Here is a 24,029-nt window from a genome sequence, read left to right as displayed (position 1 = left end):
AGGGGGTTCTTTCTGTGGGGAATTATGTAAATATTATGCTTAATGATCAGAATGTAAGCATACCAGGAGAAATGACCATTATGGAAGCGCTTAAGAAGCAATCGGTCGATATACCGAGTGTTTGTTATCACCCTTCCCTTGGGCCTATTGAAACTTGTGATACATGTATTGTGCAAGTAAATGGAGAATTTGTCCGGTCGTGTTCTACTTTTATTCACGATGGAGATGTGATCAATACGGCTTCTGAAGAGGTAAAGAAGGCACAAGACCTCGCAATGGATCGTATTTTATATAATCATGAGCTGTACTGCACGGTGTGTGATTATAATAATGGCCGCTGCGAAGTACATAACACGGTAAAACAAATGAAAATTGAACATCAGAGCGAGCCATTTACGCCAAAGCCCTATGAAGTAGATAACTCAAATCCTTTTTATCGCTATGATCCGGACCAGTGTATTTTATGCGGGCGCTGTGTAGAGGCCTGTCAGGATGTCCAGGTAACAGAAACGCTATCGATTGACTGGAGCCTCAAACGTCCGCGCGTTATTTGGGATCACGGTGTTGATATTAACGAGTCATCCTGCGTATCGTGCGGGCATTGTTCAACGGTGTGCCCTTGCAACGCCATGATGGAAAAAGGAATGGTTGGCGAGGCAGGTTATTTAACAGGCCTTGCGAAAGATACGCTCCGCCCAATGATTGAACTAACGAAAAATATAGAGACGAGCTATAGCTGGATCATGCCGGTTTCTGATATGGAATCAGCTATGAGAGAGGCCCGCGTGAAAAAAACTAAAACAGTTTGTACGTATTGTGGGGTCGGCTGCAGTTTCGATGTCTGGACAAAAGGGCGGGAAATTTTGAAAGTTGAGCCACAGGTAGAAGCACCGGCCAATGGGATTTCTACCTGTGTGAAAGGGAAGTTCGGCTGGGATTTTGTAAACAGTAAAGAGCGTCTTACGAAGCCGCTTATTCGAGAAGGTGATACATTCCGTGAAGCAGATTGGGAAGAGGCGCTTCATTTAATAAAGAGAAAATTTACAGAAACAAAAGAAATGCACGGACCGGATTCTTTTGCTTTTATCAGTTCATCTAAGTGTACGAACGAGGAATCTTATTTAATGCAAAAGCTTGCCCGTGGTGTTATTGGAACCAATAATATCGACAACTGTTCACGCTATTGTCAAACACCGGCAACGATGGGGCTTTTCCGAACGGTTGGCTACGGCGGGGATTCAGGAACAATCAAGGACATTGAGAGAGCTGGTCTGGTTCTAATTGTTGGGTCAAATACGGCTGAATCGCATCCGGTACTTGCAACAAGAGTGAAGCGGTCGCACAAGTTAAAAGGGCAGAAGTTAATTGTATCTGACTTGCGTGAGCATGAAATGGCGGAGCGCTCTGATCTATTTATTCAACCAAAAGCAGGAACGGACCTTGTTTGGATTTCAGCGGTTACGAAATATATCATTGACAAGGGATGGGCAGACAAAGAGTTTATCAAAAAACGTGTAGATGGTTGGGAGGAATATATTAAAAGCCTCAAGCCATACACAATGGAATATGCTGAAAAAATTACCGGTGTTCCAAAGAAACAGATCATCAAGATTGCTGAAACCGTTCATGAAGCCTCCTCCACCTGTATCCTCTGGGCCATGGGTGTCACTCAGCATCTTGGCGGAAGCGATACGAGCACAGCTATCTCGAATTTATTGCTTGTAACCGGTAACTATGGAAAGCCAGGAGCAGGAAGCTATCCTTTACGTGGACACAACAATGTACAAGGAGCGAGCGATTTCGGCAGCATGCCAGAAAGATTCCCAGGCTATGAGAAGGTAGAGGATGATGCAGTTCGCGCTAAATATGAGAAAGGGTGGGGCGTAAACCTATCGGCAAAGCCAGGCTTGAACAATCATGAAATGGTAGAAGGGATTCATAACGGAAACGTCAAAGTCATGTATATAAAAGGCGAAGAGATGGCGATGGTTGATTCTAACATAAACCACGTGCATGCAGCGTTTGAGAAACTAGATTTCTTCGTTGTTCAAGATATCTTTCTTTCCAAGACGGCTCAATTTGCGGATGTTGTACTCCCTGCCGCTCCTTCTTTTGAAAAGGAAGGTACATTTACAAATACAGAGCGCCGCATCCAGCGGTTGTATCAAATATTTGAACCACTTGGTGAGTCAAAACCGGATTGGCAGATTATTATGGAAATTGCTAACTGTCTCGGCGCTGGCTGGGAGTATAATCACCCAAGTGAAATTATGGCAGAAGCTGCAAGCTTAATGCCACTTTACGCAGGAGTGACCTATGAACGACTAGAGGGATACAATACGCTGCAATGGCCGGTAGCAGCTGACGGAACAGACACTCCGCTCCTTTTTGAAAAGGAGTTCCCGTTCCCGAATGGAAAAGCGAAACTCTTCCCTGTACAGTGGACTAAGCCGATAGAATATGAAGAGGAATATGATATTCAAGTAAATAATGGTCGACTCCTTGAACATTTCCATGAGGGAAATTTAACGTACAAATCAAGAGGGATTTCATCCAAAACTCCAAGTGTCTTCCTGGAAGTGTCACCAGAGTTGGCCAAAGAGCGAGGACTTGAGAATGGAACAGTTGTCCGTTTAACATCACCGTACGGAAGTGTGAAGGTGCCTTGCCATGTGACCGACCGAGTAAAAGGAAAAGAAGTGTACCTGCCAATGAATGATTCAGGGGAAGGCGCCATTAACTACTTAACGAGCAGTCGGGCCGATAAAGATACGGACACACCAGCCTATAAAGAAGTAAAAGCTAAAATGGAGATTATCCAACAAACAGGCGAAGATCCACTTCCGCGTATCAATCACCGACGAGGCAATCCAAACCCGCAGATTGGTGTAGAAGTAGAGAAAAAATGGGCACGTCCTGATTATATCTTTCCTGGCGATCTCGTAAAGAAAGGGGTGCTAAAGCGTGGCTAAAGCAATTACTCAGATCCGACGCATGGAGCTAAGTGAAGAAGAGCAGCGGCAGCGAGATTTACAGGAAATAGAAGCGATGCTGATTGAGCATAAAGAGGCGGTTCAGGCCTTTATGAATGTATTGGATAAAGTCTATAAAAGCGGCGGCATGGATTTAGCGGTTGGCCTATTTGATCAAGGGGACAGAGTGCTTGATGTGCTCGTCAAGGCAATGGATAATCCGGGAGCGGCAAAAACGCTAAAAAACGGGCTGCTTTTAATTGGTACGCTCGGTCAGTTAAACGTTGAGAAGCTTGGCCCTATCATTGAAAGACTGAATAGCGGTTTGGATGAGGTAGCGGAATGGAGTGAGGGAGACCGCTCTCTCGCTCAGCTTTTTAAACAGACAAATTGGAAAGAGTCGCTGCTCTTTTTGATTTCTTTTTTAAAAGGAGCAATGGAAACGGAGAAAACACAAAAGCAAAAAAAAGGACGCAGTAGATGGTTGGCGACTGCTGGCTTATCTCTAGCGGGATTTCTAATCTTAAAGAAAAAAGGATGGTTAAATTAAAGAAGGGCAAGCCGGTACTCCGCTTAGCGAGTGTACCGGTTTGTCTCGTTTTTTGCTCATAAAATAAAAGCGCTTTAAATACAATTGGGAAGAAAGGGGGAATAGGGGAATGGAAAAAGTAAAAAATCGGTGGTTGATCGCCGCTGCAGCAGTCGGTATTCACATTTCAATCGGATCGGTTTATTCTTGGAGTGTCTTTACGAATCCGCTGAATAAAGAACATGGATGGGGACTAACAGAGATTTCACTCACATTCAGTATCGCTATTTTCTTTCTAGGGTTATCAGCCGCCTTTATGGGCCATTTTGTCGAAAAATATGGACCTCGAGCTTCTGGGTTAATTGCAACAGCTTTTTTTGTTATGGGCATGATTGGAGGCGGATTTGCCAATAGCATTGGATCACTTTATTTACTTTATTTTTTTTATGGGATAATGGGCGGCATTGGGCTTGGAATTGGTTATATTACACCGGTATCCTCTCTTGTTAAATGGTTTCCGGATCGCCGTGGGCTTGCAACCGGACTTGCCATTATGGGCTTTGGCTTTGCTTCGTTAATTGCAAGCCCCATCATTGACCAGCTTATTAACGCGGTTGGCATCAGCAATACTTTTTACCTCTTAGGGACGGTTTATTTTCTTCTTATGATTTCATCTTCTCTGTATTTGTCTCCTCCTCCAGCGGGATGGCTCCCGAAAGGAATGGAAAATGTACAGAATGAGAGCAGATGGAAAACCGCCGATTTGTCCGAGTTAACAGCCAATGAAGCAGTAAAGACCATGCGATTTTGGGCGCTTTGGTCTATGCTATTTATTAATGTAACATGCGGAATTGCCGTTATTTCTGTTGCTTCACCGATGGCGCAGGAAATTGCTGGTTTATCGGCTGCTGCAGCTGCCACTATGGTTGGGATTATGGGATTGTTTAATGGCTTTGGCCGGATTGGGTGGGCGACTGTATCTGATTATATTGGCCGTCCGAACGTCTATACAACATTTTTCGCTATCCAACTGATTTCCTTTCTGCTTCTTCCAAATGTAACAAATCCTCTCTTATTCCAGTTAATGATCTTTATTATTTTATCCTGTTACGGTGGTGGCTTTGCCTCTATTCCAGCTTATATTGGAGATCTATTCGGCACAAAGCAGCTCGGTGCCATTCACGGTTATATATTAACCGCATGGGCAGCGGCCGGTCTCGTTGGTCCGGTAGTTGTTTCGAATATCCGTGAAGTGACCGATAGTTATTCATTGACTTTATATATTTTTACCGCTGCTTTTGCTGCAGCACTTCTGATTTCTTTATTAATCCGTATAAATATCCGAAAGGTACGGAAGGAAAATCAAGTGTTAGGAACAACACTAAAAGCATGATGTATACTCATTAAAAATGATAGCTAAAATAGCTATCATTTTTAATGAGTAAAGAAAGTGGGACGTACATCCATAAACAATTAACCATAATTTTTGCTCAAGTATACCTCCTCACTTATATTTTATCTGTAGTCAATTTAGCGGTTATATATTTCAAAAAAGGTCCAATCAATTTAGAAAAGGTGATCATTATGAGACGGCTTGAAAACAAAGTAGCGATTATAACTGGAAGTGCAGCCGGTATCGGCAAGGAGATTGCTTTCATGACGAACGTTGATGAGTTCGGCATGAAAGTAGCCACACGTGGTGTGAATTTAATGCCGAAAGCTGGAACAACAGAGGATATCGCTAATATTGCTTTATTTCTGGCCTCTAATGAATCCGCTTATATTAACGGAGTAGCGATCGCTGCAGATGCTGGCTGGAGCGCCTATTAAAAAATTTCTTGTAAATGAACATGAAAGGCTGGCATGAAACTGTACAAAGGATTTACAATAAATAGCAGGGAGGTGATGGTATGGCGATCGAGAGCAAATTGCCAAAGTTTGCAGCGTCTCATGCAAAGCCTGGGTTTAGAAAGGGCGATACTTTGCATGGGGTGATTCTTTAAAATCATCGCCTGAGTGAGTTGCCGTATTTCTATCTTCCTTTGGCTTTGCACCTTATTTTATTTCTAAAAAAGAATAAGGAGCTGGCAAAAGTGAAATATGTAAAAGCAACTGCTATTTTACCAGAACAATTAATCATTGAAATTCAAAAATATGTGCAAGGGGAAACCATTTACATTCCAAAACCTAAAACGGCGTATCAAAAATGGGGATCCCGTTCTGGAGGAAGGAAGTTTATTGACGATCGAAATGCTGCTATTCGGCGAGCATTTCAAAATGGAGAGATGATTGAACGATTGGCAGATGAGTATTGTCTTTCCGTTGAAACCATTAAGAAAATCGTCTACTCTAAATAATGCACTTCAGGAAAGCACTGACTATCTTTTAGATAAATCAGTGCTTTTTTATGGCAAATTTGTTTCCTAGTCATTCTTTGCCTTTCAAAAAAAAGATGAATCGTTTAACGTAGAAAGAAGAATGAACAGGAGTGAAGAACATGGAAGCTTTCATAAGAAATGACCAATATAATTTAATTAAAAGACAGGCTAAAAACCTTGTTAATGGCCATGCGGCTGCTCAACATGAGGGAGTATTAAAGGCATTAAAGGCGATGGCTGAAGAAAATATAGCTGAGGCATTTACCGATCTCACTGAGGAACAGCGACAGCTGCTCAGTCCTATTACAGGGGTGGAAAACAAAGAGCAGGCAGAGAAGTTCTTAGCGGGGATCAAGCCTTATGTGATTCCTTTTAAGAAAATCACAGAACAGAGCTTGAAAAAATTGTTTCCTAAAGCAAAGAAGCTGAAGTTGCCGGACATGGAAAACATAGATCTAAGGGAAATTTCCTACCTTGGATGGTACGATAAAGGATCAAACAAAAAATATTTAGTAGCCTATCATAATGAAAAACTTACGGGGGTGCAAGGTACCTTTACTCCTGCCAATCAAAAAGGCATTTGTGCATTGTGCAACGGCTATGAAGAGACCGGTATGTTTATTGCTGAAGTAAAGAGAGCAGAAAAAGGAACATTCACAAAAAGGGGCAACTATATTTGCCGGGATAGCGAAAAGTGTAATCAAAACTTAACGACGCTCGATAAACTGCAAGAATTTATTGATCGGCTGAATCATCAATAATAATCAAAAGGAAGACAAAGGTTTGCAACTATCCATCCGTTGGCCATCATCTAAGGCATGCTAAGATCTAGCATGCCTTTTGTTTTTGATTCAAGAAGCTTTTAGGTAAAATGATCTATTTTGTTATATTTCTGGTCCATTCGTATGATAAATCAGGTATCAGTTGTTATTCATTAGGCTGTTTTTTATAATTATACTAAATAATGTAAAGTATAATTAATAGTGGAAAAGCTGTTGGAAAGAGGGAAACATATATGGCAACGATTGGCATTGACTTGGGGACTTCTAATAGTCTCGCTGCTTACTGGTCTGACAATGGCCCGGTAATCATTCCAAATGTACTTGGAGAACACCTTACTCCATCCATCGTTAGTGTGGATGATAACGGTGAAATACTAGTTGGACAAATTGCTAAGGAGCGTCTGATTTCGCACCCGGATTTGACTGCTTCTATTTTTAAAAGATACATGGGTAGCGAGAAAGCTTATTCATTAGGCTCTTACACGTTCTCTCCAGAGGAGCTCTCGTCCTTTATTTTAAAGTCTCTAAAAAGTGATGCTGAGGCATTTCTTGGCGAGCCGGTAACTGAAGCCGTTATTAGTGTGCCAGCTTATTTTAACGACAGGCAGCGTAAGTCTACGAAAAAAGCTGCGGAACTTGCCGGTCTAAAAGTAGACCGGTTAATTAGTGAACCAACTGCTGCGGCTCTCGCTTATGGTCTTCATTTAGAAGAGACAGATACAAAGTTTCTTATATTTGACTTAGGAGGCGGCACCTTTGACATATCTATTTTAGAGCTTTTTGAAGGCATCATGGAGGTTAAATCGATCGCGGGAGATAACTTTCTTGGAGGAGAAGATTTTACAAGTTTACTATTCTCCTATTTTATCGAAATGACAAAACTAGACCTGAATGCATTAGATGCAAATGCTCGCTCCGTTTTATTTAAACAAGCGGAGTTGTGTAAACGTGCGCTCGGCCAGGGGCATACAGGAAGAATGAACTATACATATAACGGCAAGGAGTACGAAATTGCAGTCAGCCGCAGTGAATTTGAAAAGCTGGCTGCTCCGTTAATTTTAAGACTCCGGCAGCCCGTTGAGCGTGCGTTGAGAGACGCTTCCCTTCACATAGATGAAATTGATGCGGTGATTCTTATTGGTGGTGCAACAAGAATGCCTATTATTAAGACGATTGTCAGTAAGATGTTCGGACGGCTTCCTTTCTCCACTATTCATCCGGACGAAGCAGTTGGAATGGGAGCAGCCGTACAAGTGGCTCTTAAAGAAAGAAATGAAGCATTGCAAGAGTTGATCTTAACAGATGTTTGTCCGTACACATTGGGAACGAGTATATCTAAAAGGATCAGTCATCAGCAAATAGAGGATGGTCACTTCAAACCTATTATTGAGCGTAATACTCCAATACCGGTCAGCAAGGTAGAACGATTTTACACCATGCATGATTTACAAACAGAAATTCTTGTGGATGTTTATCAGGGAGAGAGCCGCCGTGTAGAAAATAACTTAAAGCTTGATGAACTAAAAGTAAAGGTTCCTGCCGCTGCCGCTGGTGATCAAGCAATAGATATTCGGTACACGTATGATCTGAACGGTTTACTAGAAGTCGAAGTCACGATCATCAGTACGGGTGAAAAAAAGACGATGCTGATTGAGCAGAATCCTGGACATCTGACCGAAGCAGAGATCGAAGCGAGAATGGAAGAGCTAAAATCGATTAAAATTCATCCTCGCGAGAGAACCGAAAATAGGCTGCTGTTGGCTAAAGGAGAAAGGTTGTATGAAGAAGCATTAGGAGATAAGCGAGAGAAAATTGCCTTCTTATTAGAAAGATTCGAACAGGTACTTGCTTCACAAAATGAAATAGACATAAAAAAAGCGGCGCAAGTTTTCAAGGCCGAATTAGCTTCCTTTGAAAGGTGGACTGATTATTGATGACAGCATGGGACATGCTAGGGATTGAACCGACGGATGACCTGACTGTCATTAAAAAGGCCTATGCTAAAAAGTTGAAAGTGCATCATCCCGAAGAGGATCCAACAGGATACCAAAAGTTAAGAGAAGCCTATGATTGGGCGGTGAAGCATCAGAAACAAATAGCATTCAGTCCCCAAGGAACAGCAGTGCAGGAAGACGAGAGATGGCTAGGGAATGAAGAACATGAATGGGAGGACAGCTACGAAGAAGAGAAGGTGTATGTGCAGACTCCCCCATGGATCGATTGGAGAGATTCGCAAACTCATTTTCGTAGAAATGAAGAATTAGTAGAGAGTTTTCTTGAAAAGGCTGAAGAGTTATATGAAAATTTCTCTGACCGTATAAGTGTAGATAAATGGACAGAACTATTAAATTCTGATGTCATTTGGAACCTGGAGCTTAAAGAAGAAGTGAGTGACCGTTTGCTAGATTTTTTACACGAGCACCCCTACTTGCCAAATAATATTTGGCAGCTTATTGATAATAGCTTCCAATGGAGTCATGAAATAACAGAAGACGAAGAAGATTTTCAAGAAAGAACCTCTAGTTGGTTTACTTCTTATTATAAAAAACAGCTAGCCGATTTTTATCCAAAGCTTTCTTACACATGTTTGCTTCAAGCCGGTGAGATGAATTACGATGCGTATCTTTCCTACAGGGAATTGGCTGTGGAAGAGTTCATGGAAAATAAGCTAAAAAAAGCAGAGGAATGGTTTGATAAGGCTTATGCGATTTTTTCGGATGATCCTGAACTTCTCCGCTTACAGGGAAGTCTATTTTCTCGGACGGGCCGTATGAAGGAGGCCATAGAGGCACTTGCCCGGGCGGTGAAGATCAGCCCTGATGATATAGACGCACAGGTGATGCTTGCTTACGTTCTTTATGAATCAAAGCATTTGCAAGAAGCCGCTGCACAATGCGAAAAAATTCTTTCTTTCCTGCCAGATCATCTTGACACACTTAGTATCTACGGCAAAAGTTTGTACGAACAGGGAAAGCTGAACGAATCAAGAGATATATTTAAACGAATAAAGAAAAAGGAAGCTTATGACAGCGAAGCGATCTCTTATTTAGCAAGCATTCATGCCTTCATGGCAAAAGAGAACAAAAGAGAACAAAAGAGGAGGCAGCGCCCTTCTGCAAGGGAACTGAGCAAAGAACTGAATAAACCTAGTTTGCTCAAAAACATCTCCTTCCTTTTCCTCTACCTTCCTAAAATTAAAATTCTGTTTCTTCTTGGCCTGCTGGTCTATAGTTGGCTAGAACTTGAAAATGCTGTATACATAAATCCTTTATTATTTACCTTGGTGTTTTTTTTCTCTCTTTTTACAGACAGTATCGACTTAAGTTTTCTTGATTTTCGAGCCTATGCATGGTTTGCGTTTTTTATTTGGACAACATGGCGAGTTGTAAGAGAATTATGGAAGTCCTGGCGGGCCGCCCGTTATTGAGAGGAGAAGGGGAAAGATGGTATTGCGTATTTCAAGACAACAAAGAAGGACTCATCGTTACTTGTATGCACTGACGGCTGTATGTTTCAGTGGAAAGTTTGCTTACTATTACGCGATTAATCAAAGGTATGGGTTCAAAAAGAGGGAAATGAGAAAAACGTTGGAACAATGGGATGTCAGCGACCATGAAAGCATGAGGAGAGTGCTTGACTGGCTAATAGATGCTGGGAGAAAAGAGGAGTTTAGCCAGCTTCAAAATCAATTGACCATTTTTTCGGAGGACAATCGCCAGCCGGGTATCCATTCACTACCCGATGACGGAGAGTTGAAGAAACAAGCAGATTTTACTAATAAATATTTTAGAAGAGTGTCACCTCAAAATATAGCTGCCTTTGATTATGCCTTTTGTATTGTGTTAAGCAGATTTGGCTGGAAAGTGGGTTATCTAGATTCAGAAGAAGCTTACGACTATATGTTGAAAGCTGCACGTCTCGCTCAATCTTCGTATTCAAGCTGGCTTGAATACATTACGGCTTATACGATTGGTGTACAATTTGTGGACAGTGCTCAATTAAAGAATCCACAGTATATTATGGTACAGGAGCCTGCGATCATAAAATTGCTCTCCTCTCGGCATAGTCCCTTTCAAAAGGTTAAGTGGGATACGAAAATTTGAATAATAAATAAAGAAAGGCTGCCCCAAAACAAGGTGTTGGGCAGCCTTCTATTTATTCTGTAATGAACACAGTGAAATAACTTCCCAAGAATCATGACAGAAAGAGAGTAAAAGTAACCAAAAGTGACAAAAAATATGAAGAAATGAATTATTTATGCATGAATTCATAAAAAACACTCAAAAAATGAAAGCGCTATTTTGTCTATTATTAAAAACTTTTAGAAGCAGCTGCTGTTGAACAACGCCTTCTTTACTGATGATTTAAGAAATGAGGGGAGGAATAGAAGCGAAAAAGAAACAAAAATTAACTAAATTTTGTCTTTTTTGTGAATTCAGGCATAAAAATTGCAAATATTAAAAAAGCATTTTTATGTATTTATTTTACTGGTGTGGAAATTTTTAACCGCACGACCACTTTGCAACTGAAAGGGAGAATGTCTATGGAGCATCTCGGTACTTATGTGATTTATGTAATTATGGCCTTTGTTATTATCGGAGCGATCGCAGCTGTGCGCAACGAAGAAGAAGGAATGGGCAAAGAGTTCATTCAGGGGATTCACACAATTGGACCGATTTTTATTCCGATTGCTGCTACATTAGCATCAATTCCGTACTTATCAAAGTTTATTGAATTTGCTTTTGGTCCACTCTTTTCTGCAATTGGGGCTGATCCAGCTATGGCCGCCACTACCCTTATTTCAAGCGACATGGGGAGCTATCAGCTGGCTGATGTGCTGGCTAGTGATCGTGAAAATTGGATTATTGCCACTGTTAACGGCATTATTATGGGGCCTCATATTATTTTTACTATCCCTGTTGCACTTGCTATGTTGCAAAAGCGCGATCATAAATATTTAGCGCTTGGAATGATGTCCGGCGTTTTGACTGTACCGATTAGCGTTTTTATTACAACGAGCATTTTGGCACTGACAGAAACGAAGATCAGGGACACAATCAGCACGACGGCTGAGCCGACCTATCAATTGTCCATGTCTATTGGGACAATTTTAATTAATCTTATTCCGTTAACGGCGGTTGGAATATTTATTGCTGTCGGTTTGAGAATGTTTCCTAATCTGATGATCAAAGGCTTTATGGCCATTGGGTGGTTTATGAGCACAGCTATGAAACTCGTACTGGCATGTACGATCGTCGAATATTTTACCGGCGTATTTACTGCCATATTTGGCCATTGGGGATTCGATCCAATTATTGCCGATGCAAAAGATCAATTTAGAGGACTGGAAATTGCCGGTTATATCGGTATTATGCTTGCAGGAGCTTTCCCGATGGTTTATGCCATTCAAAAGTATTTGGCAAAGCCGCTGCAATTCTTCGGCAAGCTGCTCGGTTTAAGCAGCATCGGCAGCGCAGGGGTAATTGCAGCCACAGCCAATCCTCTGGCACTTTTTAAAATTATTAAAGACATGCCAGCAAAAGATAAAGTATTAACGATTGCTTATGCCATTTCAGGTGGATGGATGATCGGGGATCAATTGGCATTTCCAGCTAACTTCCAGCCGACAATTATTATCCCAGTAATGCTCGGTAAGTTTCTTGGTGCTGTTTTGGCGATTCTTCTATGCTACTGGATTTCTATCCCGAAAGCATTGGAGATTGAACGGCTGGAGAAGTTAGAGAACAAGACAAAGAAACAACAAAATACAGCAGCTGAAGATCCACTTGAAGCAACTAGCTGATGATTCCATAGAGGTGCAGGATAAAGACTGCATCTCTATTTCTTTGTCTTTATATGTATAAGAAAAACTTTTACAAGGGAACAGTTATAAGGGGATTAAAAACAAGGCTGTCAATGAATTGTTCAATAGAAGCATGAAATATAATAGCCAGGTTGTCATTGAAAGCGCCAGCTGAATATAATAGTGTAAATCATGTTTTCGTTTGTGCTGCTCATCATGTCGCGGGAATTAGACGGGAAAACAAACTCGCGGAAGGCGGGGTATGGGGGCATTAACTTGTATAAAGCAGGAGCTTGGGTAAAAATCAAAAACAGAAATGCCGTTGGATTTGTATTGGAAGCAAGCTACCATGGTGCGATGGTGTTTGTGATCAGAAATGGAAAGCCAGTTGGAGAACACAGATACAGCTATCATCAGTTGACACTGATGAATGACGATTTAACAGCGGATGAACTTCTTGATTTAGCTAGACTAACAGTGGATTTAAATCAGAAAGAATGGTTTATGGAAGTAACAGAACGGATGAAGGAGATATCTGGTGGATAGCGTGGAATCATTTACTATTTTGTTGTGTAAGGAAATAATATTACGAGAGAAAAGGTTCAGCTAATAATGATATGCTGAACCTTTTTTATTATCCACTCTTCATTTTATCTCCTTTTGTAACTGATTTAGTAATTTATACTCATATGCATGTACTTATATAAATTGGTTTTTGATTGGCGCTGTTTTTCGCAACTATCTCACTTGATTAGATTATATAGTGGATGGAACTACCACATTACTTATGAAAAAGACAGAATAGAACAAATAGTTATAATTGCTTAAATTGGTAAAATTATGTATGATTGAGAAAAGGGATATGTGACTATTTATCTATATTATCTATACTGGCAAACTCGATGAAAGTCGGGGACGCAAAGCCACAGGTCTAAAACATGGAATGTACCATGATGGCCGGGCTGCCGAACTGTTTTTTTACAAAGAGCTCTTCTGGCCGTCCGCGTAAAGTTATTTTTGGATTTACGTTGACGAAAGGAGCTCTTTTATTTTTGTAAAGACAGAAGGAGGGGGAAGTCTTGGTATCGAAGCTGCTAAAAAATTTAAGTATTGGAAAAAAGTACGGATTGGCTTTAGGAGTGGTTATTCTACTTTTCTGTCTCTCTGCCATAGTTGTTTACGTAAAGCTGGTAGATGTTAAAGAGAATATTGCCGCTCTTGAGCAAAAGGGAGACCGAGCTATCAAAATGACAAAAATGGCTTCGTTATTCAGCGAACAAGACATTCGAATTGCGGATTATATTAATCACCCTGACGAGCGGTTTGTCAAAGGATTTGAGGAAAGGAAACAAGCCTTTACTAAGCTTGAAAAAGAATTAGAGGCAGCAATTAAAACAGAGAAAGAAGAAGAGGTTTTTGCGTGGATTAAAGGAAATAATAAAGAAGTAAGTAAGGTTTTCCATGATAAAGTTATACCTGCTGTCAAAAGTGGAGATGAATTAGAGACATTGCTCGCCAGACAAAGAACACAGGCTTTGAGAAGTGAAACGGTCGAAAAGCTGGCAGAATTGGAAAGCATGATTAATGAACAGCGAAAGTTAGCGTCTAATGAAGCAAAGCATAGTTTGAATGAATCGATTACTGTATTAATTTTCTCCATTATTTTATCTGCAGCCATTGGCTCGGCAGCTGTTTTTATGATCAATCGTCTGGTGAGACATCACTTGAACCGGGTGGTTGAGATGGCCGACAGTATTTCGGAGGGGAATCTACAGATCAAGAAAAGTAATTATGAAGGGGAAGATGAGATTGCCCAGCTCAGCTCGGCTATGAATCAAATGCTCGAGAGCTTACAGGATATAATCCAGAAAATTACCGTTACATCTGAAATAGTAACCAGTCAAAGTGGAGAGCTGACCGAGGCGGCTAGTGAAGTGAAAGCGGGCAGCCAGCAGGCAGCAGCTACTATGCAACAACTTTCGGCGGGAGCCGAATCCCAAGCCCATGAGGTAAATGACCTTTCAGAGGTCATGGCCAGCTATATTGAAAGGGTTCAAGAAGCAAATAGCAGCGGCGAACACATTTATATAGCCTCAAAAGCTGTTTCAGAATTAACTACTGAGGGAAAACGCTTAATGAGTTCCTCTGTCAATCAGATGAGAGAGATTGACAAAATTATGCAGGCTTCTGTTGAAAGAGTAAGAGGACTTGATCGTCAATCACAAGAAATTTCATCATTAGTAGCAGTCATTCAGGCCATTGCTGAACAAACGAATTTATTGGCGTTAAATGCTGCGATTGAAGCAGCAAGGGCAGGTGAACATGGAAAAGGGTTTGCTGTTGTTGCAGCTGAGGTACGCAAATTAGCCGTCCAAGTCTCTCACTCTGTAAAAGACATTACAGCTATTGTTTCAGATGTTCAACAAGAGTCATCTGAGGTTGCTCATTCCTTGGAAGCTGGTTACATAGAAGTTGGGAAGGGGATGGGTCAAATTCAGACAACAGGAGCAATGTTTGAAAAAATTGATGCTTCTATTTCTGAAATGACAGAGAGAGTCCAATTTGTTTCCAAAAATTTGAACCAAATAGTAACGGGCAGTGAACAGATGAACAGATCGATTGAAAATATTGCGTCGGTTTCTGAAGAATCGGCAGCTGGAGTTGAACAAACTTCTGCCTCGATTCAGCAAACGAGCAGCTCAATGGAAGAGATTGCTGAAAATGCCGTAAAGTTGTCAAAACTGGCTGAGGACCTTAATGGCTTAGTGTGTAAATTTACTGTTTAAAAGAATATGCCCTCCTTGAGGAGGGCATAGAGATGATTTAAGCCGATACATTTTGTTTTGCGCGAGCAAATTGCCTTGTAGCAAATAAAACAACAGATGCAAAAAGGAAGGCAGCAAAAAGAAATTCCACTCGGTTCCCCATTTTATAAAATACTGCACCAATCATGGGACCAGCTGCCATGCCGAGGTAGCGAAAAAAATTATATGTCCCAATCGCTGTCGCCCGATTATGGAGAAAAGCGAGGCTTAGTAAGGTGGTTTGAACAGGGAGAGAAAGCCCTAGACAAAGACCGAATAAAGTAATGCTACCAACCAATAGCGGCAGCGAGACGGCAGCTATGATGACAAAGAGGATTGTAGCTGCAACATTTAATGAAGAGCTGAAAATAAGAAACTTTTTTGTATTAAAGTGCTCCTGCAAACGACTGCCTGCAAAGCTGCCGATAACAACACCTAGCGACATAGGAAGAAAAATAAGTCCTTTTTCGCTTGCGGATAATTGATAAAAGTCAGAAAGCAGGTGAGGCATAAACACCAAAAAGTTATAAAATGTAAAGTACTGAACAAACCCTAGAAGAATAACGACAGAACCGATCGGGTGTTTTAAAATAAAATAAAAGTCTCGGGGAGAAATTCTCCCACTTTCTTCTCCCGCTATCTTTGTTTCGGGTAAGAACTTATATGTCAATAGCCACATGATAACTCCAGTAGCAGCAAGTACCCAAAAAACCCCGTGAAATCCAGAGACCTCACCAACAATTCCCCCAATTACTGGGCCTACAACGGGACCAAGAGATACCATCATTTGGAAAGTCCCCATTGATCTTCCCAGTTGTTTCCCGGTAAATAAATCCCCAATTACAGTAGTAGCTACGACAGAGCCGACTGCAATACCGGCTGCCTGAACAGCGCGAAAGAAGATAAGAGATGGAATAGAAGGGGAAAGAGCCGCTCCAATCGATGCAGCTATGTAAATTAAAATTCCCGGCAACATAATCCTTCGTCTCCCCAGCTTGTCTGCAAGAGGCCCATAAACAATTTGCATAAGAGCTAGTACGAGAGTAAAAATAGAAATAGTTAAATTGATTACAAATTCAGAGGTATGAAACTGTTGCTGTACTTCCGGTATGAGTGGTGCATAGATGGTTTGTGTAAAAGGACCGAAAAAAGCAGCAAAAGCTACGACGTATACAATTAATTTTTTATTCAACCCGCATGACACCTTTCTTCAGCAGAAATTATTTCATATGTAAGAGCGCTCTCCAGGTACGGAACAGCAGGAATAACTATACATATATGAAAAGCACGAGTATATTGATGATAATTACTTAGGTAATTATATAGTTGCATATTGAAAATGTCTATACGATGATGGAGGCAAAGAATGAGCCTTTCCTTTTCAATAACAGCATCATTATAGAGAATATCCTTTGCGAATAAGGCTGAAACAGATGTAATCCTTTGCTTCCCGGGAAATAAATAATTAAGAAAAAAGCAGAGTCACGATTCGTGACTCTGCTTTTTGAAAGTGATTATGCTAATTAAGACTTTAATGTCAAAATAGTTTCGAGCAGTACATTGACACCTTTTTCACAATCTTCCCACGTAGTTAACTCATCCTCAGAATGACTTTTCCCCTTGATGCTTGGAACGAAAATCATGGCTGAAGGGATATAGCTGGCAATAAATTGCGCATCATGGCCGGCGCCGCTTACCATTCGTTTAAATGGATAGCCAAGAGATCTTGCAGATTGTTCGAGCGCATGACAGATACTCTCGTCAAACCAAACGGTATCTCGCCCCCACAATTTTTCAGCTTTAACGGTGCAATCTTGTTCTGAAGGCAACTGGGTTAAATCTCGAATAATGGCTTCCACCTGCTTAATAACGGTGGGATCTTTATGTCTAGCTTCCAAAGAAAAAACAACTTTGTCTGGGATGACTGTGTGTATATTAGGGGTTATATTCATTCTTCCTATGGTGAATACAAGTTCTTTATCAAGAGAGCTAAGTTTTTTGCGAGCGTTCGCTATAAGGTCATTGGCCGTAAAGAGAGCGTCTTTCCGCATGTTCATAGGGGTGGTTCCAGCATGATTAGATTCTCCTGTTACTTCGATTTCATAACATACCATTCCAACCACACACTCAACGACACCAATTGTTAATGATTCTCTTTCAAGAATCGGCCCTTGTTCAATGTGTAATTCCAAAAAAGCCGTGGCTTCTGTTAATCGGTATTTTCTATCGCCTGCATAACCAATAGAATGGAGGGCTTCCTCAAAAGTCATACCCTCTGTGTCTGTCTTTTTCATCATTACAGCTTTTTCAAATTTTCCTGAAAGAACCCCTGAGGACATCATAGAAGGCTCGAAGCGAGCTCCTTCTTCATTGGTAAAGTTTACTATAGTAAGAGGGACTTGTGGCTTTATATTATTCTCTACTAAAGTTCGGGCAACTTCTAAGCCGGCAGCAACCCCGAGAATCCCATCAAAGCGGCCGCCTTTTTTTACGGTATCCATATGTGAACCAACAACGATTGGCGGTTTGTTTTCGATGCCTTCTAAAGTAGCATACATGTTGCCCATATCATCAATCTGGACAGTCATATTTAATTCTTCACAGCAGGAACGAAAATAATCCCTGGCTAAGCGGTCTTCTTCAGATAGAGACAGACGGGTTACTCCATTGTTTTTTGTGCGGCCGAAATCCGCAAAATGTTCAAGTGTTTCTTTTAAGCGTTTTCCATTAACCGCTATCTTTTGTTTATACACATTGCTCACCTCTCTGGTTATATTTGTCTCGAAAATGATATCAGTAAATAAATGATTCTAATATTGATTTAATTATTCTATTAAATACTAAATATTCCTTCTTTTTAGACAATTTAACGAAATCTTTGTTAAAGGGCCATGTTGATTGTTATAGAGTTAACTGGGATTAAAAGCCGCGCAGAATCCCGTAGACGCTTAAGGAACGAACAGCAACGTTTTTAGCTAACAAGGTCTAAGTAAAAGAAAAACAAGCATAACATTTACAATTGCTGCACTTAATTTAGAAAAAAGAGAGGTGAGAGATGTAGCCGTTTTTTTAGGAGAAAAAGAATATTTATCTTTTTTACCAGTGAGGAGAGGGCTGCTGACAGTAGACTTCATGCGATAGTTCTTCTGGACAAAAGCAGCCCATAAGGCAGAGTGGTGAAAATAAGTTAAGGGAGAGAAGGTACACGGCTGTTTTTTCTTATGAATTCTCTTTATTGTACTGATCCAATCCTTTTTTGAACAAATCAAGGATAATATCATGCTGGGTTTTACTCATTACGTGGTTTTTAATTTCGTTTAACTCAGCCACTAACTCTGCATCCAAGTGAAGGTTAATCGTTTTTCCTTTATCTTTCGGTCTGACTTCGTAGCCCTTTTCCGTTTCTTTTGTCTGACCTTCTATAACCATGTCATCAGAAAGCCAAGACTTGTCAGGAATAAATATGAAATCTCCTTCAAAAAAAATTTTGGATAAGTCCTTTTCAAAGGAAATATCGAGCGTATTGTTGGCTGCCTGGTTAGCTTGTTTAATCTTACGGGCGATCTCCTGATTTTGCACGGTGTTTAGCAGGCTGATTTTCGCTTTCATTCGCTAATCAACTCCTCCGATACTTCTGTCAAATGACTCTCTTTTACATCTTTCATGAGTTCAAAAGATCCTTCAATTTGAATAGTATAAAGAAACTGTCCCTTGCTTAGCTGAGAATCAATAATAATTCCAATAATTGGATCATTAGACTGCTTTTTTACAAGAACACGGTCAAGCACTTCAAATTCAGGAAGCAGATAACCTTTTTCATATAAAAAGTGATACGTATTGACTTTAGGGTAAAGAAATCTTTTCTTTCCTTGCTTAGAGTGCAACGCCCAAAATTTCTCTTTTTCGTCGATGACTTCTCCCAAGTACCCTTCATCTGCCCATCTTTTGATGGTGGACATGTTAATTGTTTTGCCAATTTTCTTGAAAATTAGGTCAATAATTTCCTTGGAAGAAATATAATTTTCTCGTTCCTTCTCTTGCTTATCCAACGCTTCTAAGCGTTTAGACAAGTCTTTAAGAAGCAGTTGCTGTTCTTGTATTTTTTCCTCTGTTCTCTTTAGCAGTGCTTCTAACTCTGTTCTTTTCAAAAACTTTCCCGCCTTCCTTTCTCATGATGCTAGACAATTCAAATATATTTTTATTTTACACTATTTTCATGTAGTAAATGAATTAGATTGAGTGAAAAAGAAGAGGATTTTATTGAATTAAAATGTCATACATTCTATTTTGCTTGCATTATATTAAGAGTAAAAAATGCAATCAATATATTGACATGAACTTTTTAATATCATACCATTGTTTTAGGAATATTTAGAATATTGATATTTTTGATCATCTTGCTAAATCTTCAATCTAAGATTGAGGGGGACCGAAGAAAATAAGGGATTTTTATCATCTTATTTTTGGTTAAGGAAGTGGATGCCGCATAAAACGGTATAAGTGAAGACGTGTGGAAATAAGTGAGGGGGTAATAGGCATGCATTTGAACAGGGTAAAGAACAAAAAAATTTCGTTGGACAACTTACGATTGAACTTTCAGGAAATTGAACCGGATTTAACTGCAAAGGAAGCTGTCGAGGAATCCAATCGCTGCCTTTACTGCTACGACGCACCTTGCATTAAAGCCTGCCCAACAGGCATTAATATACCATCATTTATAAAAAAGATTGCCTCTGGAAATTTGAAAGGATCAGCCCGTGTCATCATGGAGGCAAACCCAGTAGGGGCCAGCTGTGCCCGTGTTTGTCCGACGGAAGAATTATGTGAAGGGGCCTGTGTGCTAAATGATGCTTCTTTGCCGATTATGATTGGTAACTTGCAGCGCCACGCGACAAATTGGGCTATCCGCAATAATGAGCAACTGTTCCAGGCCGGTGAAAAAAATGGGAAAAGGGTAGCGATTATCGGAGGAGGACCAGCAGGATTATCCGCAGCCCGCGAGCTGGCTCGACTCGGATATGAAGTAACCCTTTTTGAAGCGAAGGAAAAAGCGGGGGGATTAGATACTTATGGGATTGTCTCGTTCCGTCTTCCTCAAGAGGTCTCTTTATGGGAAGTTGAGCAAGTGGAGAAGCTAGGGGTGAAAATTGAAACAAATACAAAGATAGGGAAGGACATTCAGGCAAAAGAAATCATTGATCGCTTTGACGCTGTTGTCTTAGCTATAGGCATGTCAAAAGTGCCAATGCTAGGCATTGAAGGAGAGGAGGCAGAGGGTGTATTTGATGCGATTGATTTCGTGGAAGGCACAAAAACTCCGCCTCTTGACCAGCGATTTATCGGAAAGAAAGTAATCGTTATTGGAGCGGGTAATACAGCGATTGATGCGGCTACGTGCTCGGTTCGTTTAGGAGCGGCTGATGTGAAGATGGTCTATCGCCGAACGGAAAAGGAAATGACGGCCTATGAGTTTGAATATGAGTTTGCCAAGCAAGACGGGGTGGAGTTCAGGTGGCTGACACAGCCGAAAAAAATTATTAAAGATGAAGCCGGAAAAGTAACAGCTTTAGAATGTGTCCGTATGGAGCTTGGGGAACCGGATGCTTCCGGACGTCGCCGCCCGACCCCTGTTCCTGGCTCAGAATTTACTATGGAAGCGGATGCTGTTGTGAAAGCGATCGGTCAAACACGTTATGTTCCTTTAATTGAAGAATTGGGGGTGGACCATCGTAACGGAGTTGTCAAAATTAATATGAATACACATCAAACCTCGAACCCGAAAGTATATGCTGCCGGTGATGTGATTTTTGGAGACGGCCAAGGAGAGGCGATGGTTGTAACGGCTGCCCAGCAAGGGAAATTGACCGCTCATGCCATTCATAAACAATTCATTGCTGATAAAGTTACGCTGGAACGCGTATAAATAAATCCATAATTGGGACAGGAGGAATTTAAATGGCAGACTTGCGTGTGAACTTTGCAGGGATTCAATCACCTAATCCTTTTTGGCTGGCTTCTGCCCCGCCAACAAACTCAGGATATCAAGTACAGAGAGCATTTGAAGCTGGATGGGGCGGAGCGGTGTGGAAAACTTTGGGAGAACCGATTTTAAATGTATCCTCCCGTTTTGCAGGGACTCATTTCAACGGCCAGCGGGTGATGGGATTCAATAACATTGAATTAATCACTGACAGGCCGCTTGAAGAGAATCTAAAGGAAATCTATGAAACGAAAAAGAAGTTTCCGAATCATGCGGTAATTGCTTCCTTGATGGTGGAGCCTAAACAGGAAAAGTGGCATGAAATTGTAAAGAGGGTGCAAGCTGTTGGCGTGGATGGCTTTGAATTAAACTTTGGCTGTCCGCATGGCATGGCAGAGCGCGGCATGGGCTCTGCATCAGGGCAAGTGCCGGAGCTAGTTGAAAAACAGACATATTGGGCAAAAGAAGCGGCAGAAGTGCCTGTTATTGTAAAGCTGACCCCCAATATTACGGATATTACTGCGACTGCCTATGCAGCTGTGCAAGGCGGAGCAGACGCTATCAGTATGATTAACACGATCAACAGCTTAGCTGGTGTTGACATCGATTCATGGCTGACGATCCCGCATGTTGCCGGAAAGGGAGCACATGGAGGTTATTGTGGTCCGGCCGTTAAACCGATTGCTTTGAACATGGTTGCTGAGTGTGCACGGCATCCTGAAATTAATGTTCCAATTTCAGGAATCGGAGGCATATCAACATGGAGAGATACAGTGGAATTCATGCTGATGGGAGCAGGAAGTGTTCAAGTATGCACGGCTGCTATGCACCATGGTTTCAGTATTGTTGAAGACATGATTGATGGTTTGAATAATTATCTGGATAGCAAGGGGATTGCTTCTCTTGATGGTCTTATTGGCCAGTCCGTTCAAAAATATTCCGATTGGGGAAATCTGGATCTCAATTATAAGATTGTAGCTCGTATTAACAACGATGTTTGCATTAATTGCAATAAATGCCATATTGCTTGTGAGGATACGTCCCATCAGTGCATCGACATGCTGACAGCAGAAAATGGAAATGCTTATCTTGAAGTTCGCGAAGAAGATTGCGTAGGCTGTAATTTATGCTCTATTGTCTGCCCGGTTGACGGAGCGATTGACATGGTCGAAATACCGAACGGAGAGCCAATGACATGGAACGAGCGTCAAGCAGCTATTAAACTGCCGATCTGCCATTCATAGATAAAGAGGAGGAAACAATGAATGAAGAAATTAATAAAAAATGGAACAATTGTGACCGCAACAGATCTTTATGAAGCAGATATTTTAATTGAAAATGGGAAAGTAGCTGCCATTGGCAGGAATTTAAGTGAGGGCGCAGCTGAAATCATTGATGCCCAGGGAGCTTACGTATTTCCTGGAGGAATTGATCCCCATACACACTTAGATATGCCATTCGGTGGGACAGTTACAAGCGATGATTTTGAGACAGGGACTATCGCAGCAGCTTATGGAGGTACCACAACGGTTATTGATTTTTGCTTAACGAACAAAGGGGAACCGCTAAAAAATGCTATTCAAACATGGCATAAGAAATCGCGGGACCGAGCGGTTATTGACTATGGGTTCCATCTTATGATCAGTGAAGTCAATGATCATGTGCTCGAAGAAATTCCACGTGTCATTGAGGAGGAAGGGATTACATCATTTAAAGTATTTATGGCTTACAAAAATGTATTCCAGGCCGATGATGAAACTTTATTCCGCACACTCCTGACTGCCAAAGAGCATGGCGCACTTGTTATGGTGCATGCAGAGAATGGAGACGTCATTGACTTTTTAGTAAATAAGGCGTTAAAAGAAGGAAATACCGATCCGATTTACCATGCGTTAACCAGGCCGCCGGAGGTAGAAGGAGAAGCTACAGGAAGAGCGGCACAGCTGACAGGACTGGCTGATTCTCAGCTGTATGTTGTTCACGTGTCCTGTGCTGAAGCGGTGGAAAGAATTGAAGAAGCCAGAAAGAAAGGCTACCAGGTCTGGGGAGAGACGTGCCCGCAATACCTGGTGCTTGACCAGTCGTATTTAGAAAAACCAAATTTTGAGGGAGCAAAATACGTCTGGTCCCCGCCTCTTCGTGAAAAATGGAATCAAGAAGTGCTGTGGAACGCTCTGAAGAATGGACAGCTGCAGACCCTCGGTTCCGATCAATGCTCCTTTAACTTTAAAGGGCAAAAGGAGCTGGGACTGGGAGACTTCACTAAGATTCCGAATGGAGGCCCAATCATCGAGGATCGGTTCAGTCTTCTTTTCTCGGAAGGTGTCAAAAAAGGACGGATCTCAATTAATCAATTTGTTGATATTGTATCAACAAGAATCGCCAAGCTGTTCGGTCTTTTTCCAAGAAAAGGAACGATTGCTGTGGGAAGCGATGCTGATATTGTCATTTTCGATCCGAACAAGGAAAGAGTAATATCAGCTGAAACTCATCATATGAATGTAGATTACAGCGCGTTCGAAGGAATGAAGGTAACAGGAGAACCTATTTCTGTTTTATCGCGAGGCGAATTTGTCATTCGTGAAAAGGAGTTTGTTGGGAAGCCGGGGGCAGGCCAGTACTTAAAGAGAGATCGTTTTGGAAGTAAGAAGAAGAAAGCAGAGCAAGTACTTTAACTACAGATAAATCTCTCGCTCCCTCATTTAAAAGCTAATTGACAATTAAGGAAGGGAGGCGTTCTCTCTCTTCCTTTGCCATCACTGCTATTCCTGAAACTCAGAT

19 protein-coding genes and 1 riboswitch are annotated in these 24,029 nt (G+C 41.2%); of the genes, 15 read left to right on the top strand and 4 right to left on the bottom strand.

Annotated features, from left to right (window positions below; all coding sequences use genetic code 11):
- Positions 1 to 35 precede the first annotated feature (35 nt).
- The 12 genes from fdhF (at position 36) to MKZ02_RS19035 (ending at position 15,250) form a co-directional block, all read left to right on the top strand.
- Positions 36 to 2,972 (top strand): formate dehydrogenase subunit alpha, encoded by a 2,937-nt coding sequence (gene fdhF, locus MKZ02_RS19090; protein WP_340856461.1) that lies wholly within the window; start codon positions 36 to 38, stop codon positions 2,970 to 2,972.
- On the top strand, positions 2,965 to 3,522 hold the full coding sequence (locus MKZ02_RS19085) for a DUF1641 domain-containing protein (RefSeq protein ID WP_340855357.1): 558 nt from the start codon (positions 2,965 to 2,967) through the stop codon (positions 3,520 to 3,522). The genes fdhF and MKZ02_RS19085 overlap by 8 nt, the downstream gene beginning before the upstream one ends.
- 109 nt (positions 3,523 to 3,631) lie before the next feature.
- Positions 3,632 to 4,894 (top strand): L-lactate MFS transporter, encoded by a 1,263-nt coding sequence (locus tag MKZ02_RS19080; RefSeq protein ID WP_120036581.1) that lies wholly within the window; start codon positions 3,632 to 3,634, stop codon positions 4,892 to 4,894.
- A gap of 191 nt (positions 4,895 to 5,085) precedes the next feature.
- On the top strand, positions 5,086 to 5,331 hold the full coding sequence (locus MKZ02_RS19075) for an SDR family oxidoreductase (RefSeq protein ID WP_340855351.1): 246 nt from the start codon (positions 5,086 to 5,088) through the stop codon (positions 5,329 to 5,331).
- Between the two features lie 263 nt (positions 5,332 to 5,594).
- Complete coding sequence (locus MKZ02_RS19070) at positions 5,595 to 5,858, top strand: CD3324 family protein (protein WP_120036582.1); 264 nt, start codon at positions 5,595 to 5,597, stop codon at positions 5,856 to 5,858.
- Between the two features lie 140 nt (positions 5,859 to 5,998).
- Positions 5,999 to 6,640 carry a FusB/FusC family EF-G-binding protein gene (locus tag MKZ02_RS19065; protein ID WP_120036583.1) on the top strand — a complete coding sequence of 214 codons (642 nt, stop codon included), beginning with the start codon at positions 5,999 to 6,001 and terminating at the stop codon, positions 6,638 to 6,640.
- Positions 6,641 to 6,894: 254 nt separating this feature from the next.
- Complete coding sequence (locus MKZ02_RS19060; RefSeq protein ID WP_340855348.1) at positions 6,895 to 8,595, top strand: molecular chaperone HscC; 1,701 nt, start codon at positions 6,895 to 6,897, stop codon at positions 8,593 to 8,595.
- A complete protein-coding gene (locus tag MKZ02_RS19055; RefSeq protein WP_120036585.1) occupies positions 8,595 to 10,088 on the top strand; it encodes a tetratricopeptide repeat protein in 1,494 nt (497 codons plus the stop codon). Before MKZ02_RS19060 ends, MKZ02_RS19055 begins: the two co-directional genes overlap by 1 nt.
- 16 nt (positions 10,089 to 10,104) lie before the next feature.
- On the top strand, positions 10,105 to 10,764 hold the full coding sequence (locus MKZ02_RS19050; RefSeq protein ID WP_340855344.1) for a DUF1266 domain-containing protein: 660 nt from the start codon (positions 10,105 to 10,107) through the stop codon (positions 10,762 to 10,764).
- A 440-nt stretch (positions 10,765 to 11,204) separates the two neighbouring features.
- Positions 11,205 to 12,464, top strand: a complete 1,260-nt coding sequence (gene eutH / locus MKZ02_RS19045; RefSeq protein ID WP_120036587.1) for an ethanolamine utilization protein EutH — start codon at positions 11,205 to 11,207, stop codon at positions 12,462 to 12,464.
- A 276-nt stretch (positions 12,465 to 12,740) separates the two neighbouring features.
- Entirely contained in the window at positions 12,741 to 13,010 is a 270-nt protein-coding gene (locus tag MKZ02_RS19040; RefSeq protein WP_120036588.1) for a hypothetical protein, read from the top strand.
- 336 nt (positions 13,011 to 13,346) lie between these two features.
- Positions 13,347 to 13,434, top strand: a riboswitch (cyclic di-GMP riboswitch).
- Positions 13,435 to 13,543: 109 nt separating this feature from the next.
- On the top strand, positions 13,544 to 15,250 hold the full coding sequence (locus MKZ02_RS19035) for a HAMP domain-containing methyl-accepting chemotaxis protein (protein WP_340855340.1): 1,707 nt from the start codon (positions 13,544 to 13,546) through the stop codon (positions 15,248 to 15,250).
- Between the two features lie 37 nt (positions 15,251 to 15,287).
- On the opposite strand, the gene MKZ02_RS19030 is transcribed toward MKZ02_RS19035, so the two are convergent.
- The 4 genes from MKZ02_RS19030 to MKZ02_RS19015 form a co-directional block, all read right to left on the bottom strand.
- A complete protein-coding gene (locus tag MKZ02_RS19030) occupies positions 15,288 to 16,460 on the bottom strand; it encodes an MFS transporter (RefSeq protein WP_340855337.1) in 1,173 nt (390 codons plus the stop codon).
- 331 nt (positions 16,461 to 16,791) lie between these two features.
- A complete protein-coding gene (locus MKZ02_RS19025; RefSeq protein ID WP_120036591.1) occupies positions 16,792 to 18,021 on the bottom strand; it encodes a Zn-dependent hydrolase in 1,230 nt (409 codons plus the stop codon).
- 466 nt (positions 18,022 to 18,487) lie between these two features.
- On the bottom strand, positions 18,488 to 18,877 hold the full coding sequence (locus MKZ02_RS19020; protein ID WP_340855333.1) for a hypothetical protein: 390 nt from the start codon (positions 18,875 to 18,877) through the stop codon (positions 18,488 to 18,490).
- Entirely contained in the window at positions 18,874 to 19,416 is a 543-nt protein-coding gene (locus MKZ02_RS19015; protein ID WP_340855331.1) for a hypothetical protein, read from the bottom strand. The genes MKZ02_RS19020 and MKZ02_RS19015 overlap by 4 nt, the downstream gene beginning before the upstream one ends.
- Before the next feature lie 389 nt (positions 19,417 to 19,805).
- Between MKZ02_RS19015 and MKZ02_RS19010 the strand changes: the two genes are divergently transcribed.
- The 3 genes from MKZ02_RS19010 to hydA are packed head-to-tail and all read left to right on the top strand — an operon-like array spanning position 19,806 to position 23,923.
- On the top strand, positions 19,806 to 21,191 hold the full coding sequence (locus MKZ02_RS19010; protein WP_340855328.1) for an NAD(P)-dependent oxidoreductase: 1,386 nt from the start codon (positions 19,806 to 19,808) through the stop codon (positions 21,189 to 21,191).
- Positions 21,192 to 21,223: 32 nt separating this feature from the next.
- Complete coding sequence (gene preA / locus MKZ02_RS19005; RefSeq protein ID WP_120036595.1) at positions 21,224 to 22,492, top strand: NAD-dependent dihydropyrimidine dehydrogenase subunit PreA; 1,269 nt, start codon at positions 21,224 to 21,226, stop codon at positions 22,490 to 22,492.
- Between the two features lie 21 nt (positions 22,493 to 22,513).
- Positions 22,514 to 23,923, top strand: a complete 1,410-nt coding sequence (gene hydA / locus MKZ02_RS19000; protein ID WP_120036596.1) for a dihydropyrimidinase — start codon at positions 22,514 to 22,516, stop codon at positions 23,921 to 23,923.
- The last annotated feature ends 106 nt before the right edge of the window (positions 23,924 to 24,029 follow it).

Source organism: Pseudobacillus sp. FSL P4-0506 (assembly GCF_038003025.1).
Lineage (GTDB): Bacteria > Bacillota > Bacilli > Bacillales > Domibacillaceae > Pseudobacillus.
The sequence above is the reverse complement of the archived record's forward strand: the minus strand, read 5'-3'. Positions and strand labels throughout refer to the sequence as shown.

What these genes read in the sequence shown, in the direction of transcription:
- MKZ02_RS19020 (WP_340855333.1), bottom strand. Translation starts at nt 18,877, where the DNA reads ATGAAAGCGAAAATCAGCCTGCTAAACACCGTGCAAAATCAGGAGATC.
- MKZ02_RS19050 (WP_340855344.1), top strand. Translation starts at nt 10,105, where the DNA reads ATGGTATTGCGTATTTCAAGACAACAAAGAAGGACTCATCGTTACTTG.
- fdhF (WP_340856461.1), top strand. Translation starts at nt 36, where the DNA reads ATGCTTAATGATCAGAATGTAAGCATACCAGGAGAAATGACCATTATG.
- MKZ02_RS19065 (WP_120036583.1), top strand. Translation starts at nt 5,999, where the DNA reads ATGGAAGCTTTCATAAGAAATGACCAATATAATTTAATTAAAAGACAG.
- MKZ02_RS19010 (WP_340855328.1), top strand. Translation starts at nt 19,806, where the DNA reads ATGCATTTGAACAGGGTAAAGAACAAAAAAATTTCGTTGGACAACTTA.
- hydA (WP_120036596.1), top strand. Translation starts at nt 22,514, where the DNA reads ATGAAGAAATTAATAAAAAATGGAACAATTGTGACCGCAACAGATCTT.
- eutH (WP_120036587.1), top strand. Translation starts at nt 11,205, where the DNA reads ATGGAGCATCTCGGTACTTATGTGATTTATGTAATTATGGCCTTTGTT.
- MKZ02_RS19060 (WP_340855348.1), top strand. Translation starts at nt 6,895, where the DNA reads ATGGCAACGATTGGCATTGACTTGGGGACTTCTAATAGTCTCGCTGCT.
- MKZ02_RS19080 (WP_120036581.1), top strand. Translation starts at nt 3,632, where the DNA reads ATGGAAAAAGTAAAAAATCGGTGGTTGATCGCCGCTGCAGCAGTCGGT.
- preA (WP_120036595.1), top strand. Translation starts at nt 21,224, where the DNA reads ATGGCAGACTTGCGTGTGAACTTTGCAGGGATTCAATCACCTAATCCT.
- MKZ02_RS19055 (WP_120036585.1), top strand. Translation starts at nt 8,595, where the DNA reads ATGACAGCATGGGACATGCTAGGGATTGAACCGACGGATGACCTGACT.
- MKZ02_RS19075 (WP_340855351.1), top strand. Translation starts at nt 5,086, where the DNA reads ATGAGACGGCTTGAAAACAAAGTAGCGATTATAACTGGAAGTGCAGCC.